Below are 18215 nucleotides of genomic sequence, written 5' to 3' on the forward strand. Positions count from 1 at the left end.
TATCTATTATCATTCTATAAAGGAGTAATATTAATGAAACACGTATTAGTAGTTGGTGGTTCAGGAATGCTTGCAGATGTATCACTCTGGTTAAATAACCAAGGTTATCACGTATCAGTGATTGCACGAAATCTTCATCGCTTGAATAAGCTTGTAGATAAAGTACCACATAAAAATAGGATTACAGCAATTAGTGTAAATTATAATAACGATGAGTGGTTAAGAAAAGAAATAATATCTACCGTTCTAAAGAATGGAAAAATTGATACAGTTATTGCTTGGATTCATTCTTATGCAGAAAATGCCTTAGAAATTATTTGTAAAGAGGTTTCAAATGATAGCGATGAATGGAATTTATTTCATGTTTTAGGGAGTAGCTCGAATTTAAAAGAAATCCAAAAAAATGTTCCTATCTCAAATAATTGTTCCTATCATCAAGTTCAATTAGGGTTTATTATAGAAAATAGTCATTCAAGATGGTTAACAGATCAAGAAATTTCTGAAGGCGTTATTGAATCAATTAGCAAAAATAAGAAATTACATATAGTAGGAAATATTGAGCCTTGGGATAAACGTCCTAGTTAAGGGTATTCGTATCCTCTAGTGTGCCATTGTAATCGAATAAGAAAAGGCATTTCTTAATTAATAAATGCCTCTTTTTTTCGTTCTATTTATTATAAATTAATAAAATTTCTTTAACTCCATTAGATCATCAATAACGATATCCGCCTGAGAAAGTTCCTCTTCCTTAGCAAAATCAAAATTACATCCTATTGAAACTAGTCTATTTTCCTTAGCTGCATTTATATCAGATAAACGATCTCCTACTACTGCACCAGTAGTAATGCCATACTTTTCAATAATATTTTGAACAAGTTTTGATTTATTCAATGATTCAATTTGTTGGATACTAAATGTTTCTGTCACCCAATTATCCAGCTGATAATAACTAACGATTGCATTTAAGTACGCTGTTAAACCGTTACTTGCAATATATATCATACAATTATTTTCTTTTAAATATCTAAAAATTTTCTTTACATTAGGATATAAGGTACCCTTCCCACTTTTTATATTATCAATTAATCTGTCAAGAAAGTATGAATCCGTTTGTTCTCTATCACTGATTGAATGATCTGGTAATAAATTTTCCCATACTTTCGGTAAAGGGACACCCATTATTTCTCGGTATTTATCAATAGGAGTCTCTTTATCCCATTTATCTTGAGCACGTAAATGATTAAACGTATCTTCAAGTGATAATTCTAAAATCTTATCCGTTTGAAATAGTGTTCCATCCATATCAAAAATTATTGACTGTGTCATCGTTTCTCTCTCCCACAATAAAAGACTAAATTCATTTAAAAGTTTAGCAAAAATATGATTACTTATTAACCTAAAATTTCTAAACTTTACTACTTTATTTAAACAATTCCCCCTTCATACCGATTTTTCATCTGCTTGTATCTATTTGTGCTGTACCAAATATAAATTTCTCTCAAATACCTGTATACTTCCCTGACAATACCATAAAATAATCACTAAATGGAAATTGAGGAAAATTGGAGGTATTCTTTTGGAACTTTTCAAGAAAACAAAATCAAACACTTTAACTGCCGCAGAACTGTCCGGACTTTGGCTTCAATATATGGGCGATAGTATGGCAATTTGTGTTTATAAGTATTTTCTTAACATTGTTGAAAACAACGAAATTAAACCTATTTTAGAATTTGCTTTACAATTATCCGAGAGCCATGTCACAAAAATTCCCGAATTCTTACATAGCGCTAATTATCAAGTCCCTATTGGATTTACAGAAAATGATGTGAATGTAAATGCCCCCCGTTTGTTTTCTGACCAATTTTTACTTTTTTACTCCTATATCATGACCATACATGGATTAACCGCTTACAGTCTAGCTATTACAAACTCGGAAAGACAAGATATACAAAATTATTTTTTCGAATGTGCCGAATCATCAAAAGAATTATTTCAGAAGATAGATGAAGTAGCAAAAAAACATCCAAAATTCAAAAGTGTTCCCTCCGTCCCACCAGTTCGTGGAGAGAAGTTTATAGAATCACCGGGTTTCGTTTCAAATTTAGTGGGAGATAAAAGACCATTAAATAGTTCAGAAATAAGTACCCTTTTCTTTAATTCAACGAAAACTGGATTTACTCAGTCATTAAGCTTGGCGTTTAGTCAGGTGGCTGAGTGTGAAGAAGTTCGAAATTTTATGTTAAAAAATGTGAAATTAGCAAAAACGGATGCAGAGAGTTTTGATTCCATATTACAACAAGATAACTTACCAATTCCTGAAAAATGGGAGACTGAGATTACTGAATCTACGGTCAGTCCCTTTTCTGACAAATTGATAATGTATCACGCAGGGTTTTTAGTGCATGCAGCTCTTTCTTATTATGGAGCTTCATTAGGCTCCAGCTTTAGATCGGATTTACTTTTAAACTATAGTAGAGTATTTGCCCATGTGATGGAAGCTGGTGCACGATCTTACAATATTATGGTTAAGCACAAATGGTTAGAAAAACAACCAGAAGCAATTGATAGAAAATCTCTGATGAAAGATTCATAATATAAGGTATCAAATGATTAATCAGAACTGCTTGTCATATAAGATATACTTTAATTGACCAATATATTAATAAGGACTTATATAGTTGACAGTAGCTATCTTTAGAAAGAGATAGCTTCTTTAGGTTGTTCAAAAAATTCTTAGCAACGCATCATGTTTAATAAGTTTAAATAATTGTTCATCATAAAAAATTCAATTGAGTATTTTACCTGTTAATCATTTTACATTTTATGTCCTTATGTATGAATCCGTTTTGAAGATAACCAATTTCACTCTATATCAATAACTCATTTTAAATGAACAGTACAATTATATAATTGACACTGCCAATGGTCTTCAATTTTCCGAACAATTGTTAGTGAAGTGTTTTCAATATAAGTTGTTTGAAATTCCTCTGGTAATAGACGTTGTAGGGTAAGACCAATTAAGGCACCGTGGCTAACAGCTAATACTCTTTTGTTCTTATATAAGCTTTCAATATCTTCTAAAAAATCAAGCCCCCTAGTGGCGACATTCTCAAAATTTTCTATGCCAAGTTCTAAGGTACGCCAATTCCTTCCCCATTTATTTATTCTTTCTTCTTCAGTTGTTCCTTCAATCATTCCACAATTTATTTCCCGAATTCTATTATCGATCGAACTAATGGGTTGATTGATAATATTTCCAATAATTCTTGCGGTTTCAACAGCTCTTAATAAGTTACTCGTAATAAGCATGTCCCAATCTTCATCTTGCGAAAGCCGCTGTCCGAGTTTTTTAGCCTGGATCTTTCCAAAATCGTTTAAGGAAATATCTGATACCCCTTGTGCTTTACCTAATTTATTCCAATCAGTATTACCATGTCTTATTAATCCTATAGTAGCCATTTCTCACACCTCAAATTTAACAATGCTTTTTGTTGTAATAAGCTCCGCTTGATTTGCACAACAAGATACTTCAACAAAAAAGAGCATTAATCCTGCTTTGATTAACGCCATTAGTTTGATAATGAGAAAGAAACACATTTTTGATCTAATTTTTTATGTTACCACTTAACATTTTTTATTTTGTTTGATAGATGTGGTTATTTTTTATCTCATCTATAGAAATGAGGATGTTATTTTTCTATGTTGTTCTGTATTTTTAGAATTTTATTTATAGATTTTCTTGAACTGATTGATAAATTTCATTGATCGTCTTTCCCCTTGCCCGTGCTAGAATCTCCATTCTTGCCTTAAGTTGTCTCTCAGAGTATTTATTCATTTCAGAACTGTATTCATTTGATTTCTCGCTTTGCCCTATTACGCCCTCTGCATTTAAAGAAATAGCGATAGGTGCCAATTCCTCAAGTTTCTTAATGATCCTGGCATATAAATGAGGATGTTCACAAATCAAACGCTGAAGAAGAAAGGTACCGTATGCTATATGCCTTGATTCATCCCGCTTTAAGTGATCAATTCCCTCTAGAAGTCCTGGCATTTTACCGATTTTTTGAAGTCCATCATAAAATGTTTTATACCCCGTTTCAGCTAAAACTCCTTCAGCAAACATATTATACACGGTAGCTGCGTCAGCTATTACCTCTGGGGTTTGCTCATACCAAAGGCGTTCCATAGTCTCTGGAAGAATTTCATAAAATAGTTTACGATACGATTCGGAATGCAAGTGTGAAAGATCATCTTTTTCACCAATAGCATTTAAGACAATTCGAAAGAATTCAGTATGTTTAGCTTCATCGCATAAAAATGTAGTAAGAAACATCTCCTCTTCCAATCTACCCTCACTCGCAATCACCCTTAGCAAAGGAAGTAAGTCTAATGTTACCGCCTCTTCTCCTCCCTGAAATTGTGCGAGCAGCTTCAGAATCCAATCTTTTTGATTAACAGAAAGTAGTTTCCAGTCTTCTTTATCCTGTGAAAAATTAATATTTTGAGGATTCCAAACTCCAAATTTTTTTGCCTTTTGATACAAGCGATAGGGGTATGAATTTTCCATTAAACCTTCTGAACTCGTAGTTACTAGTTTCTTCCTCAAGATTATTCACCTTCTTCTTTTTTTTAATCTACTGTTTAGAATTTCAATGATTTCTCATTCCATATACTAACTAACCCATCGAGGATCCCTACTAATATTTTCTAAAAGATCATACGTTTTAATATTCTTGATTTAAGTTCTTATGATTTTTTGTTCATTTGATTGTTTTTCTTTTATCATCATTTATTATCCATATATATTTTTTCATTTTCATCGATCAAATTTTACTGCCTCCATAAAATTAAAACTGCAAAAATAAACTTTCATTCACTTTGCATTATGGACATCATCATTAGATTGGTCTGTCTTTCCATGTAATGCATTTATAAAAAGCCCATAATCAATAACAACCATTTCATTATCTTGTGATAATGCTATATTTGCTAGTCTTAAATCGACTGGTATGATCCCTCGTAATAAAAACTTCATTGTTAGAGTACTCAGCTTCTGAAGATTTTCCAAATTAATAGGTGCCTTACGCTCCATCTTTTTCATAACAATCCACCCCTGTCCTTTTTCTTTTACTGGACAGAGGTACTGCTTAATATCCGGATGTGCAGAATGATACAGACTAAATTCTTGGCCGTTACTTATCAAGCCTATTTCGGAAAATGCAATTTTCAAGACGTATCCGTTATCAAGATCATAAACTATTCTATTTAAACCATTGCCAATAAGCTTATATGGAAGTTCAAGTGTACGTTGAGCTAGTTTTCTTTTTTTAGTCGGAATAAGGAGAGGATATTTCTTCATTTCGGATATCCATGCATCAATAGATCCAATTTCCTTACTCGATAAAAAAGAGCTACCCTTATCATTTGTAATCGGCATATTTCCCATCATCCTTCTTTATCAATAGTTTTTCTAAAAGACTTTGAAGTTCTGAAAACTACCATTTTTATGAGTATCCGATTTCAATAATGAGTATTAGTAATCTCCAAATTCGATTCTCGTCTTCAGATGAATCTGTTTTTTTAATCTTTTGATTGAATCCTTTAACACAAGACCAGTTATCTGCTGATCATATATCATTGAAATCCGTACACTTCCTGGAAGGGACCAAAATGATCTTTATATGCACCATAATCAGATAATGTTTTTCGAAATTTCTGATTCAAAAAAATGTATATGTGTCCTCTCCATTTCTTTGTAATTACTTCAATTTTATGAAACAAAAGTAGAATTGTTTGTACTTTCGCTGAATATTGTAAATTTTATAGAATGTGATAATCGGAATAAGCCCTTCCAATTTTTGTCGATTTTAAAATACCAGTTACTAAGCCTAATGTTTTTAATAAACAAGTTATTTCGTAACCATGTACTTACTTTCGATTAGTACTAGAATCTAGTCCAAATGCTAAAAGTTTTTTACTACTTATACTTATTACTTAAAAAAATATATTTAGATTTGAATTCTTATTTTTTTAGATTAATAAATTCTCCGCAATAAAATTCACCCACTTGAATATAAAAAGCGATTCTAATTTAGAATCGCAACGCATTGTTTAAAAGTATCATGTTATATCTTCATGATCTTCATTTTATAAAATTATCAGTATATATATAAACGTTTGATCAACATTTCAAAAATATAAGCAGCATCTTTCATCTTTTAATACACCAATATCAAACATAATCGAAACATTATCCTTGGGCTGATCATAACCTTTATTAGATTAACGCATTATAGGTTTACGAAATTTATGAATGAACTTATACATTAATGGAAAATTTTATTCACTTATATTTAAACTTGGAGTTCTAACATTTGAAAATGGGCATATTCTTTGTTGAGAATTTCTCTTAATTTACAAATAAACGGAAAGGGTGAAAAGAAGCTTATGAAGGAAATACCTGTAACTGGTTTTATGGTACATTCACCTGATTCTAATAATGATCATTCTCATATTTTATATCTAACGACATGGGATGGAAGACCACTTCATAAACATAATTTTTCAGGTGTTACGTCATTTAATGTTGGGCATGAACATAGATATGCTGGTACGACAGAGCCAGCACCCACAGGAGTTCCACATACCCACAAATACTTTACTATTACTTCATTAGATGATGGACATAAACATGAAATACGTGGAGTGACTGGGCCGGCTATTCCAATGACTGGTGGTGGTCATTATCATAATTTTCATGGAGTAACTACAGTTAATGGAGCCCGTCCTCACTCCCACAAATATAGTGGTAGAACCAGTCCTAGTGGTTAAATATTAGTAATTTATCACTGAACTAGTAGAAGGTTAATATTGTATCGAGGCATTTACAAAAACTTTCCGTCTTCTAAAAAGACTAACACCATTTTATAATGTGTTAGTATTTTTTAATTTAACAATTCATTTTTTACTAATGATTGACCGTTCATACGATACTCTAAAAGTGCAGGAATCAAAAAATCATTGAGCAATTAGGATCCGATTTTGTAAAAATTATGTGAAGTAAAACAAATTTTTACTTACTGAAATTTCATCGAAATTGAGTTTTAACAATTTTCAATTGACTTTATTTAATAAACTATTGGGCTCTACATGCACATGAACATCATATACCCCTATTTCTTTTATCATTACTTTTTCAATAGCAGTTGCTACATCATGTGCCTCTCTTATATTTAGTGTATAATCTACGAAAATCACAACATCTATCACTTCATTATTTCCATAGCTTCTACCCTTAATTTCTTTTATACCTTTTACCCCATCCACTTTTAATATTACATTCTGATATAATTCGATTTTTTCCTCATCGAATCCATCTGAAAGTTCATGTGAAGCTTCTTTAAAAATGTCCCAAGCAGTTTTACAAATTAATAGTCCAACTATTAATGCTGTTAAAGTATCTAGCCAAGGCATATTTAATTGAGAACCAAAGATACCTACTGCTGTTCCTATACTTACCCATGCATCGGAAACATTGTCTTTTGCAGCTGCCATGACAGCTTTACTTTTGATTTTAAGAGCCAAGCTTTTATTGTACCGATATACAAAATACATGCATATTGAAGCAAAAATGCCTACATAAGCAGCTATAATATCAGGTGACTCACTTCTCCCTCGAAAGATCGATCCAACAGCATCGGACAATACTTGGATTCCAACAGCAAACATAATAAATGAAGCTATCATTGATGCAATTGTTTCACTTTTCCAGTGACCATATCTATGGTTTATATCAGGTGGCTTTTGGGCACTTTTCAATCCTATAAGTACTGCAATAGATGCAATAATATCGGTTATATTGTTAAGACCATCTGCTTTCAAAGCTGCTGAATTACTGAAATATCCAATGATTAATTTTATGATTGATAGAGCAATATAAGCAAAAATACTGATGATTGCCCCTCGCTCGCCTAATTTAAGATCATTATATTTTTGATTATCCATCCTGTACCCCCACTAATCATTAACTCCCTAAATAGGATATCAACAAAAGGACGTGTGGGTCTACAGCAACCTTGTTGAGTGGCTTTATATTAGTAGATGGCCTTTAAAAGTGTTTCTCCAGGTGAAATTTTTGATTATAAACGTGTTATATTTTTATACCATTTTTTGGAGATACGAATAGACAAATTTTCATTGACCGTCTTATATCCTAACTCAAAAAAGAGTAAAGTCATTACGGTTCAAATAACTTTACTCTTTTTAAAAATTAATTTAGGCTTGTTTGATTTTGATCTTCTTTTCATTCTTTTTTCCAATAATAATACCTAAAATAGAAGTAATGAAGACACTTAAAACAACTATTAAAATTTCATCAGAATCAAAATAATGGTAAGAAGTTAATGAGTTATTTATTTTTCGTAATAATAGAACAATGATATATGAGAATACAAAACCTGTGGTAGCACCAATTGTAAAACTATTTAAATTTAGCCACTTGGAAGAAGTTCTTACAAAAATTAAACTTAATATAATTATCATGAGTAAAAGATAGGGACTGTTAATAATTCTTATAGTGTTATCAAGTTGATCCGATTGGTAAAAGAAACCCTGTATAACTTCTAAAACCTCTCTCAACCATAATCCCGTTATGACCCCAAATAGTAACCCTTTTATATTTATCCGTTCATAAAGTCTATAAAATACAATTAGGAAAAGGACCATTAAAACTGGTGTAAGGAGGACTGAAAAAATAATAAAGCCTAATCCGTCCGCTTCACCTGGTGTTGGTTTAGTAATAATCGTATAAGTTGTAAAAATAATGTTGAAACAAACAAGTCCTGTAAGGATAGCTGCAATTGATGAATTTAAAAAACGCATGTTTTCTTCCCTTCTATTGTTTAACTTTATGTATCGCCTTTTATAAAACCTCAACATATCACAAAAATATTATTTAAAGTTACGTTACGACAAATTTTACATTTATTTGAAATTTATAAGAAATCTGCTTTTCCACTTTACCTATCCTACCATAATTGTTCTTTAAAAATAAGACAAATAAATGGGAACGAAAAACAGATTAAAAATAAATATAGAAGGGTTTTTCCTCAATACTCAAGCACATCAATAACTCAATTTTAAAATTTTTATTTTTTATTAAGTTTAGAGCTTCTTCAATTTCATAATAACCAACAGCCAGACTTTCATTACTAACCTGTAGTTCACCACCTACATGTTTTCCTAACCACCACATATTACAAATTCCAAGTTCCACTTCGTGTGAAACTCCACAAAAGCTATCCAGTATAACATCAATTCCTGTTTCCTCTTTAACTTCTCTTATGACGGCAGCTTGAACTGCTTCTCCAGTTTCAACTAGACCACCCGGTAATTCCCAACCCCTAATAGGATCTTTTTTTAAAAGTATTTTGTTTTTCTCATTCTTAATAACCGCTCCTGAAGTAATAGTAAATTTCATAAAACTCACCCTTTTAAACTTCCATATATTCGATGAATTGGTATCATTCAGATATTCAGCACTATAATTCTATAAATTTTATATTTACAATTCCTACCGATACTAAATTCCTAGACTGCAGAGTCGCTAAATTTTACATTTCAAAAGAGTAATCCTTCTCAACTTTACAAACTCTAACTGTGTAATTTTTATACCATTCCTTCTTACCTCTATCTTGGGCAATTTTATGGCTTGAATGTTCTTTCCAGCTCTTAATGTCCTCTAAAGTTTCCCAATATGAAATAGTAATACCTAATTCATTATTTCTTGCACTTTCCATACCTAAATATCCTTGTTGCTTTGTGGCCAACTCTTCCATTGCTTGTGACATTTTGTTATATCCATTGTCACCCTCTGTTCTTTCTGAAGTAAATATCACTGCGTAATATGGTGGTTGTAGAATTTTTTTAATTCCATCCATTTTCATGATCTGCCCCCTATTATTTAGTTACTATTTGAGATTTTTTATATTCATTAAAACTGCAAATATATTTTAATTAGTGTCGAAATCTAATTGTTTTTTTTCTTCAACCTCTAAATAACTTAATAGTAGTGAAAAACTAATTTATAACTCCGTTTAAAAACATTACCTTTACCTTATCGATCAAAATGAGAAGTATCATTAAATTTATGAACAACATTTTGCTGAAAATTATTTTTACCTAAGACAGTAATACCACCTACAGAAGAAGAGAAGTATGCTTTTTCGATCATTTCCGGCTCAAATTTCAACCACCACGCAAGAATATAACCCAAAGTTCCTCCATGTGTTACAATCAACAGATTATTCTCCATTTCAGATTGATAGATTTTATCCATACAACCGCAAACACGAGTATAAAATTGTCTCCACGATTCTCCCGCTTGGAATTCTTGGTAATCTAAATCAAATCTACTGCTTGTTCGAGGCCGTTTATGTGCTCTTGCCCAGTCCTTTGTTTTTCCTGCTGCAATACCATTATTTATTTCACGAAGTCCGCTATCTTTGATTATTTTTAGGTTTAATTGCGTTCCAATTATTTCAGCTGTTTGTACTGCTCTTAATAGGTCAGAAGAATAGAAGACGTATTCATTTTCTTTGACAATTTCTCTTAGTTTCGTTCCTATAAGTTCTGCTTGTTGTCTCCCTATTTTTGTTAAAGGAGTATCAGTCCAGCCACCTGACATCTGATTGATGTGATGTTCTGATTGACAATGCTGTATTAAAATGATGTTACTCATTCCATTTCCCCTTCAAATTTATTTTCATATTTTCCTTAACTGTCATATAAAACGTAAGGACTTGTTGTTTTTTTATTCCCCTAATGCTGTTTTTACAGACTCAATCGCATGTATTTCTGCTGTATCAAATAAAGGAACCTCTGAATCCTCTTGTTTAATAAGCAGTCCAATTTCTGTACAGCCTAATATTATTCCCTCAGCTCCGTTATTTACTAGATTTTTGATCACCTTTTTGTAATAATCTCTTGATGATTGCTGTATACTACCTAAACACAACTCATTATAAATCACCTTGTTTACTAACTCTCTTTCACTATCATTTGGTATTAATACTTTTATACCGTTTGACTCAATTCGAGTTTTGTAAAAGTCTTGCTCCATCGTGTACTTAGTACCTAATAAACCAATTGTTTTAACATTTAATTTTTTTATTTGCTTAGCAGTTGCATCAGCAATATGTAAGATGGGTATGTTTATTTTTTTCTCAATATTATTGACTACCTTATGCATCGTATTTGTACAAATAACAATAAAATCTGCTCCTCCCTTTTCTAATGAAAGGGCTACATCCCCTAATATATTACCTGCTTCTTCCCATTTACCTTCTGATTGAAAACGTTCAATTTCCTCAAAATCAACACTGTATAAGAGACATTTTGCTGAATGTAAACGCCCCAATCTCTTCTTTACCTCTTCGTTTATTATTCGATAGTATTCAACCGAAGATTCCCAACTCATTCCTCCAATTAATCCTATTGTCTTCATACGAATTCCTCCAATTATAGTAAAAATTAATTCTAAAAATCATTTCCTATTAACTTTCTTTCTAAATTCGAGAATGATCATTGAAATTCCTTTAAAACGAATCTGCTTGATAATTTTCAGCGACAATTTTTACTACTAACTTTCATACGTAGAGTAGAACTTTCCCTTTTGAGAGTTAATTTCAAATCCTATACATCCTTGCAATCGCAAAAAAGTAGATAAGAAAGCTTCTTTATTTTATCAAAACATGATATATTTAAAGATTGTTAGGAAAGGAGTATATTTCTCCTTATCCGCATTTCTATAGTGTTGTGTAAAAAAGCGAGGAAAATAGAATGTTTTTTGTAGAATTGTTTAAGAAGTTTCCTGTCGAAATAATAATGGTAGCACTGCTGATAATACTTACAGTTTATTTGATTCGTAAATCTATTAAGCTTTTCTTTGACAATACGAGCTTCTTAGATGAAAAACGAGAAGAGACATTGATCCATTTTGCCAATCAAGTAACTAAGGTCTTAGGCTTTGTGTTCTTCATTATTTTTGTGCTTAGCCATTTCTTTGACCTTACAAAGCTTGTCACTGGTTCAGTTGTTTTGGCGAGTGCTTTGGCGTTGATCCTACAGCATATTATCCGTGATTATATTATGGGCTTGACTTATTTATTCGAGCGTCAGATCCAACTCGGAGATTATGTCATCATCAATGGAAATCGTCAGGGGAATATCGAGGAAATCAGCATGCGGCACGTGAAGATTCGCCAATATGACGGTTACCTCTATACGATTTCCTATAGCAGTATTTCTGAACTTCAGAATGGGAACCGAGGGAAGCGCAGGGTGACTGAAAGCCTTGTCCTCAGCTATAGACAAAATCCGAACGATGCCTTCAAGGTGTTAGAGGAAGTAGCAAAAACATGCAATGAGAAATACGAGGATTATTTGTTAAAGGATGAGTACGGTATTCCAGTGGAAAGGTTCAAATTTAACCAAATTTCCGATCTTAACGTCGATTACAAGGGACACCGTTATACTTTATCAGGTCTGGTGAATGAAGCGGATTTCGCGGAAGCAGGCAAAATACTTAGGTATGAACTAGCGATGGCTGCCTACAAGAACAACTTGATGATGGCAGAGAGCTATGAAACCAGTCATTAAAATTTATTAAGAGCAAGAGTTTATATCTCTTGCTTATTTACTGTTGTTTTTACGAACACAACAAACTAGATTTTTTTATTCTTGGAAGATTATCATAGGCAATTACTCCCCTACTGTTGTAATCCCTCTTCTCAAACATAGGATTCATAACTAATAGTCCAAATATTAAGAATAGATTTTAAAATGATTAACTCTATAGATCAATTAATATTATCCACATAAACACTATTTTTAATAAAATATACCCTTACCAAATTTCCTTTCTCAACCGATTAACTCCTGATTCTTTACATAAAAAACCTTCTAAAACAAGGCTCAATTCTTTAACATTGTTGTTATTTAAGAATAAAGTTTGAATTCATAAGAGGAAAACAAGAGAGCGTATGAATACCGTGAAGGTAAAGGAGGAAATTGCATGTGCACTGTAACCAAAGGGAGGGTTTAATTACCATGAAGCTGAAAATTACGGGTCCACGGGAACCTATGAGTGAGTTTGATTACCTTGAAGCTGAAAATTGTGGGTCCACGGGAACCTATGAGTGGGGTTTGATTACCGTGAAGGAGGAAAATACCGATTCATATAGCTAGTCCCCTTTTATCTAACGTGATATGAGCTGAAAACTCAATAAACCGCTCTGAATTCCTTATCGGGTGTAAAACATGCAGTTGAGCTTTGACAAAAGCAATACACTATACGAAAACAGCCTAAAACAAAAATGGTAAAATTCCAAAAAAAATTATATCTGCTTGAAATTTCCATTTTACTCATTAAATTATATCTCTATTCAGCTCCTGCAATTTTACAGGTCGTTTTCATCTTAAACGCAGAATGCTTTATCCAAGCGATGAAGGAGATCAGTTAGTCTTTATAGAAATTAATTAAATAGCCACTGCATTGATGAAGGGTCGAAGGAGGTATACTATATGACGAGATATAGGAGAAGTTTACGGATTAGCTCTATGCAAAGTTTACACTATGAACAACAGGCGGTTGTTTGTATAGAGCTAGATTATCTATCCGCCTGAAGCATAAATATTGTTTATAGTGCTGACTTTGCTACCTTAAAAATTCCATAATTTTAAGGAGCGGAGCTATTATGAAATATATAAATGCTGAAAGCATCTTTCCAGAAGAATTACTTAACGAAATACAAAAATATGTAAATGGAAAATTAATTTATATTCCAACTCCTAAAGGATTACGTAAGAAATGGGGAGAATCATCAGGGAGTAGAAATTATTTAAGAGTTAGAAATCATGAGATCCGGCAAAAGTTTTCAGCCGGCGCAACTATAGACCAACTTTCAGTTCAATTTTGTCTATCCAGCGATAGTATTAAAAAGATTGTATACTCTAAAAAATAGTTTTACTGTCACATTGGATTAAAATCTAATGTGACATTTTTTGTGTTAATAAATTATTATAATTATTTATTATATATAATTCTCAATCTTGGATTGATTACAATTACAAATGAAGGAATTACTATTGATATGGAAGTAAACTATGAATAACTTTTTCACCTTGGTACTTATAATGATTGGAGGAGAATCCATTGAAAATCGACGTAAAATTAACTGACAAAAGGAATGCATATATAATTAAAAATTTATATCCATTGTATCTTTATGATCTATCCAAACACTATAATAGGCTTCCAAATGTTCACGGAATTTACGAGGATAGTGATAATTGTCAAACGCTAGAAGAACAAGTAGCAATACAAAATATTTGGTGGGAAAAACCAAATATTTTATTTCCTTACTTAATTTTAGTTGATGATATACCAGCTGGATTTGTCCTAATCGCCTCCCCGCCACATTGTAATAAAGGAATTGATTTTTTTGTAAACGAATTCTTTTTAATTCAATCTTTAAGAGGGCAAGGGATAGCTGAACATGCAGCAAAAATAGTATTTGAACAATTAAATGGAAATTGGGAATTGTTCACTAATCCATTAGACAAAAATATAGTTGGGCAAAAGTTTTGGAGAAAGGCAATTTCTAATTATACAAGTGGAATTTACACTGAAGAATATGGGGAAACATTTGACGGTTATAAACTAATTTTTCGTTTTAATAATTCGGGAGTAAAGTTTATTTAAACCATTTTCCGTTTCCTTTAGAAAGTAGCGATTCATTTTGAAAAAACGATGTTTTTTCATTCGATATTAAGAAAGTAAAAAATACAGTTCCCCAGAAAATGAGGTACTGTCTTTTTAAATTACCCCATATTTAGTTCTTTCTTTAAGACAGCTGAAAGGAAATCTAATTGGGGGCGATTGTCATACTTAAGAAAGTCTGATATCGATTCTGTAATTCCAATCTATCAATAGCTAACTGAATCAAATAAACTAGGGCTACACTACCCCAATGTACAATATAACGCGGTTTAACTTTTTCTACCAAGTTAGAATTAGTCAAATCGACCCCAATCTCCTCCTTCGTTTCACGAATCAGGCTCTTGAAAATATTTACAGATTGTTGATTTATATCACTTTCGTCAATTCCCCCAGCAATAAATTGTAAGCGGCCAGGTGAAGCTGTTCTGGAATTCATTTCCCCTAAAACTATATAGTTATCCTTTGTTACTATAAGACCATTAGCAACAATGACACGGCATTCATAATCTATGGGTAATTTATTATATTTCGAGTATAAAAAATGAGCATAGTCAGTTTTTTGTAATGTGATATGTAGCTTATCCCTAGATTTAATCATTTCTTTTATTGAAAATATTGTTCCTCTATGAAAAGTTTTCCCGCTCGCCTTAAGAGATTCCCAATATAAGTTTATTGATTCCTGAAGTGAATGGGGCAAATACATTCGCTCTGGAGAAACTGTAATTCTAACATCTGTAGGTATAGTTTTTATCTTAATCATAGGAATTTTCCCCCATCCCATTGTTATAGACTTCTTAATCTATATAATTTAAAGATCTTTCTCTACGGATTTATCCCCAAACAAAGAAACTCTTTTAATAAATCTACCATGATTAACCTTAAGTCTTTTTACACGATTCCCCTACCGATTATGTATCAGTTTTGAATTTTTAATGTGTTAATGATGTATACATCGAATAATCTACTTCACCAGTAATATTTTTCAATGAATCTTCACTTAACTCCAATGCCATTAAATTATCAACAGAAGGTGGAAGATTTTTATTAGCTGCATAGATTCCAAAGTCTGTTGATGTTCGAAATCCAAATCTTCGATAGTATCGAATATCTCCTTCAACAATTATTCCCTTATATCCCATTTTAGCTGACAATTTAATGCCTTCTTGCAGCATATATTTACCAACACCTTGACGCTGCTTATTCATTGCTACTGATACTGGTGATAACATCAGTAATTCATGTTCGTGCTTCTTACTAATTGGAAATATTGAAAGGATAAAATGTCCTATAATTGATCCTTCGTCCTCAACAACTAAATCAAGTTCTGGAATATAATAATTTTTTCTCGAATCTCTTTTACTAAGGCTTTTTCAACCAAGCCATTTGAGTAACTTGTATTTTTGAATACCTCAAAAACAAAGTCTTCAATATAACGATGTTCCTCTTCTCTTACCGCTCTAATATTCAATAATAACACCTCCCATAACATTTAATTTTTATTCAATCGTTGCCCTTTTCTTTCTGTTTGTAGGAGAAGTCTTCGCGATCTTACAGCTTTAAGATACTAATATATATATATCTACTATTTATTTCATTTTCTGAAGTAATATTTATAAATTATTTGAAGTCCTTTTATAATTCTTATTTCATAGATTGAAAAAAAGAGGCTGAAACGTAAACATTTCAACCTCTACTTAATTTATTTATTAATTATTCTTCATCCATGAATGGATAAGCAATTTCTGCAGTTGGTGCAAAGTTTTCTTTAATAACTCGAGGAGTAGTCCAACGAATCATGTTAAATACAGAACCTGCTTTGTCGTTTGTACCAGAACCACGTGACCCACCAAATGGTTGTTGATTAATCATCGCACCAGTTGGTTTGTCGTTAATATAGAAGTTTCCAGCTGCTCCAGATAAACGGCGTTCTAAGTGCATAATTGCTCCGCGATCTTGTGCAAAAATCGCACCTGTTAATGCATACATAGAAGCTGTATCAACTGCATCCAAAGTTTCTTCTAATTTATCATTTTCATATACATAAATTGTTAATACTGGTCCAAAGATTTCTTCTACCATAGTTTTGAAATTTGGATTTGTTGTCACAATGATTGTTGGTTGAATGAAATATCCAACAGAATCATCATACGTACCACCAGCAATAATTTCTGCTTCTTCAGATGCTTTGGCATATTCGATATAGCTTGTAATTGAATCAAATGCAGCTTTATCAATTACCGCACCCATAAAGTTTGTAAAGTCACGAACATCTCCAACTTTTAGCTTAGCCGTTTGTTCTAGTAAACCAGCTTTAACTTTTTCCCACATACTTGCTGGAATGTAAGCACGTGAAGCTGCTGAACATTTTTGACCTTGGTACTCAAACGCACCACGAACAAGGTTAGCTACCACTTTGTCTGCTTGTGCTGTTTCGTGAGCAAACACAAAGTCTTTACCACCAGTTTCACCAACTAGACGAGGATATGATTTGTAGTTCGCAATGTTTTCACCAACATTTTTCCAAATTGTTTGGAACGTGCTAGTTGATCCAGTGAAGTGGAATCCAGACATACGAGGATCCGTTAAAACTACTTCTGAAACTTGTGAACCACGTGATGGCACGAAGTTGATAACACCTTTAGGTAATCCCGCTTCTTCTAAAATACGCATAAAGTAGTAGTTTGCAAGGATAGAAGTTGTTGCCGGTTTCCAAACAACTACGTTCCCCATCATAGCAGGTGCTGATGGTAAGTTCCCACCAATTGCTGTGAAATTAAATGGAGAAATCGCTAATACGAAACCATCTAATGGACGGTAATCTGTACGATTCCAAATATTTTTCATACTGTCTGGTTGAATTTGATACACTTGATTCGCATAATCAACACCAAAACGTAAGAAATCTGCTAATTCTTGTGCAGAATCAATTTCAGCTTGAATAACTGTTTTAGATTGTCCTAGCATAGTAGCAGCATTCATTAAATCACGATATGGACCAGAGATTAAATCAGCAGCTTTTAAGAAAATAGATGCACGGTGTTCCCATGGCATATTTGCCCATGCTTCTTTCGCAGCCATAGCCGCTTCAATTGAATCACGTAACTCTTTTTCTCCAGCTTGTGAATAGTTTGCTAATACATGTTGATGATCATGTGGCATAACTACTTGCTTCACAGTATCTGTCTTTACTTCTTCCCCATTTATGATTACTGGGATATCCACTACTATATTAGATTGGCGTTTTAATTCTGCCTTCAAAGTTTCTCTTTCTTTTGTACCTGGAGCATATGAATTGCCAGGCTCGTTTAAAGGTGTTGGGATTTTGAAAATTCCGTTACTCATGTTTTCATGTCCTCCTATTTAAATACTCTGATATTTTCATATAATCATATTTAATTGTACTTTACTAGTATAACATGCCTTTTATTAATGCGCT

Annotated in this window: 20 protein-coding genes; 6 read left to right on the forward strand and 14 right to left on the reverse strand. The window is 32.4% G+C overall.

The window, feature by feature from the left end; all coding sequences use genetic code 11:
* Window positions 1-33 precede the first annotated feature (33 nt).
* Entirely contained in the window at window positions 34-585 is a 552-nt protein-coding gene (locus NST63_RS14235) for a short-chain dehydrogenase (RefSeq protein ID WP_341042650.1), read from the forward strand.
* A gap of 96 nt (window positions 586-681) precedes the next feature.
* Here NST63_RS14235 and NST63_RS14240 read toward each other — a convergent pair whose 3' ends face one another.
* Window positions 682-1326: an HAD hydrolase-like protein gene (locus NST63_RS14240; RefSeq protein ID WP_341042651.1), complete on the reverse strand. Its 645-nt coding sequence runs from the start codon at window positions 1324-1326 to the stop codon at window positions 682-684.
* Between the two features lie 250 nt (window positions 1327-1576).
* Here NST63_RS14240 and NST63_RS14245 point away from each other — a divergent pair, with 250 nt between their 5' ends.
* Window positions 1577-2593: a DUF3231 family protein gene (locus NST63_RS14245; RefSeq protein ID WP_212941340.1), complete on the forward strand. Its 1017-nt coding sequence runs from the start codon at window positions 1577-1579 to the stop codon at window positions 2591-2593.
* A 287-nt stretch (window positions 2594-2880) separates the two neighbouring features.
* On the opposite strand, the gene NST63_RS14250 is transcribed toward NST63_RS14245, so the two are convergent.
* From NST63_RS14250 to NST63_RS14260, 3 genes are all read right to left on the reverse strand, one after another.
* The gene (locus tag NST63_RS14250; protein WP_341042652.1) at window positions 2881-3459 is read right to left on the reverse strand and encodes a histidine phosphatase family protein; all 579 of its coding nucleotides are present in this window, start codon (window positions 3457-3459) and stop codon (window positions 2881-2883) included.
* Window positions 3460-3727: 268 nt separating this feature from the next.
* Window positions 3728-4606 carry a R2-like ligand-binding oxidase gene (locus NST63_RS14255; RefSeq protein WP_341042653.1) on the reverse strand — a complete coding sequence of 293 codons (879 nt, stop codon included), beginning with the start codon at window positions 4604-4606 and terminating at the stop codon, window positions 3728-3730.
* A 267-nt stretch (window positions 4607-4873) separates the two neighbouring features.
* Window positions 4874-5437 (reverse strand): hypothetical protein, encoded by a 564-nt coding sequence (locus NST63_RS14260; RefSeq protein WP_341042654.1) that lies wholly within the window; start codon window positions 5435-5437, stop codon window positions 4874-4876.
* A gap of 1010 nt (window positions 5438-6447) precedes the next feature.
* On the opposite strand from NST63_RS14260, the gene NST63_RS14265 reads away from it, so the two are divergent.
* Window positions 6448-6831 (forward strand): YmaF family protein, encoded by a 384-nt coding sequence (locus NST63_RS14265; protein ID WP_071976028.1) that lies wholly within the window; start codon window positions 6448-6450, stop codon window positions 6829-6831.
* 282 nt (window positions 6832-7113) lie between these two features.
* Here NST63_RS14265 and NST63_RS14270 read toward each other — a convergent pair whose 3' ends face one another.
* From NST63_RS14270 to NST63_RS14295, 6 genes are all read right to left on the reverse strand, one after another.
* Window positions 7114-8004 carry a cation diffusion facilitator family transporter gene (locus NST63_RS14270; protein WP_341042655.1) on the reverse strand — a complete coding sequence of 297 codons (891 nt, stop codon included), beginning with the start codon at window positions 8002-8004 and terminating at the stop codon, window positions 7114-7116.
* A gap of 270 nt (window positions 8005-8274) precedes the next feature.
* The gene (locus tag NST63_RS14275) at window positions 8275-8880 is read right to left on the reverse strand and encodes a hypothetical protein (protein ID WP_341042656.1); all 606 of its coding nucleotides are present in this window, start codon (window positions 8878-8880) and stop codon (window positions 8275-8277) included.
* 199 nt (window positions 8881-9079) lie between these two features.
* On the reverse strand, window positions 9080-9478 hold the full coding sequence (locus NST63_RS14280) for an NUDIX hydrolase (protein ID WP_341042657.1): 399 nt from the start codon (window positions 9476-9478) through the stop codon (window positions 9080-9082).
* Window positions 9479-9611: 133 nt separating this feature from the next.
* Entirely contained in the window at window positions 9612-9938 is a 327-nt protein-coding gene (locus NST63_RS14285) for an antibiotic biosynthesis monooxygenase family protein (RefSeq protein ID WP_341044206.1), read from the reverse strand.
* A 176-nt stretch (window positions 9939-10114) separates the two neighbouring features.
* Window positions 10115-10738, reverse strand: coding sequence for a histidine phosphatase family protein (locus tag NST63_RS14290; protein ID WP_341042658.1), 624 nt, complete (start codon window positions 10736-10738; stop codon window positions 10115-10117).
* Between the two features lie 72 nt (window positions 10739-10810).
* Window positions 10811-11503: an aspartate/glutamate racemase family protein gene (locus NST63_RS14295; RefSeq protein WP_341042660.1), complete on the reverse strand. Its 693-nt coding sequence runs from the start codon at window positions 11501-11503 to the stop codon at window positions 10811-10813.
* Between the two features lie 335 nt (window positions 11504-11838).
* Here NST63_RS14295 and NST63_RS14300 point away from each other — a divergent pair, with 335 nt between their 5' ends.
* The 3 genes from NST63_RS14300 (at window position 11839) to NST63_RS14310 (ending at window position 14761) form a co-directional block, all read left to right on the forward strand.
* Complete coding sequence (locus NST63_RS14300; protein ID WP_341042662.1) at window positions 11839-12657, forward strand: mechanosensitive ion channel family protein; 819 nt, start codon at window positions 11839-11841, stop codon at window positions 12655-12657.
* Between the two features lie 1097 nt (window positions 12658-13754).
* Entirely contained in the window at window positions 13755-14021 is a 267-nt protein-coding gene (locus NST63_RS14305) for a CD3324 family protein (protein ID WP_212941359.1), read from the forward strand.
* A gap of 191 nt (window positions 14022-14212) precedes the next feature.
* Window positions 14213-14761, forward strand: coding sequence for a hypothetical protein (locus NST63_RS14310; protein WP_212941362.1), 549 nt, complete (start codon window positions 14213-14215; stop codon window positions 14759-14761).
* A gap of 163 nt (window positions 14762-14924) precedes the next feature.
* On the opposite strand, the gene NST63_RS14315 is transcribed toward NST63_RS14310, so the two are convergent.
* The 4 genes from NST63_RS14315 to pruA form a co-directional block, all read right to left on the reverse strand.
* Window positions 14925-15539, reverse strand: coding sequence for an NUDIX hydrolase (locus tag NST63_RS14315; protein WP_341042663.1), 615 nt, complete (start codon window positions 15537-15539; stop codon window positions 14925-14927).
* Between the two features lie 169 nt (window positions 15540-15708).
* Window positions 15709-16110 (reverse strand): GNAT family N-acetyltransferase, encoded by a 402-nt coding sequence (locus NST63_RS14320; protein ID WP_341044207.1) that lies wholly within the window; start codon window positions 16108-16110, stop codon window positions 15709-15711.
* A complete protein-coding gene (locus tag NST63_RS14325; RefSeq protein WP_242598096.1) occupies window positions 16092-16247 on the reverse strand; it encodes a hypothetical protein in 156 nt (51 codons plus the stop codon). The genes NST63_RS14320 and NST63_RS14325 overlap by 19 nt, the downstream gene beginning before the upstream one ends.
* 242 nt (window positions 16248-16489) lie before the next feature.
* Complete coding sequence (pruA, locus tag NST63_RS14330) at window positions 16490-18121, reverse strand: L-glutamate gamma-semialdehyde dehydrogenase (protein ID WP_212941366.1); 1632 nt, start codon at window positions 18119-18121, stop codon at window positions 16490-16492.
* Window positions 18122-18215 lie beyond the last annotated feature (94 nt).

Source organism: Heyndrickxia sp. FSL W8-0496 (assembly GCF_038007825.1).
GTDB lineage: Bacteria > Bacillota > Bacilli > Bacillales > Bacillaceae_C > Heyndrickxia > Heyndrickxia oleronia.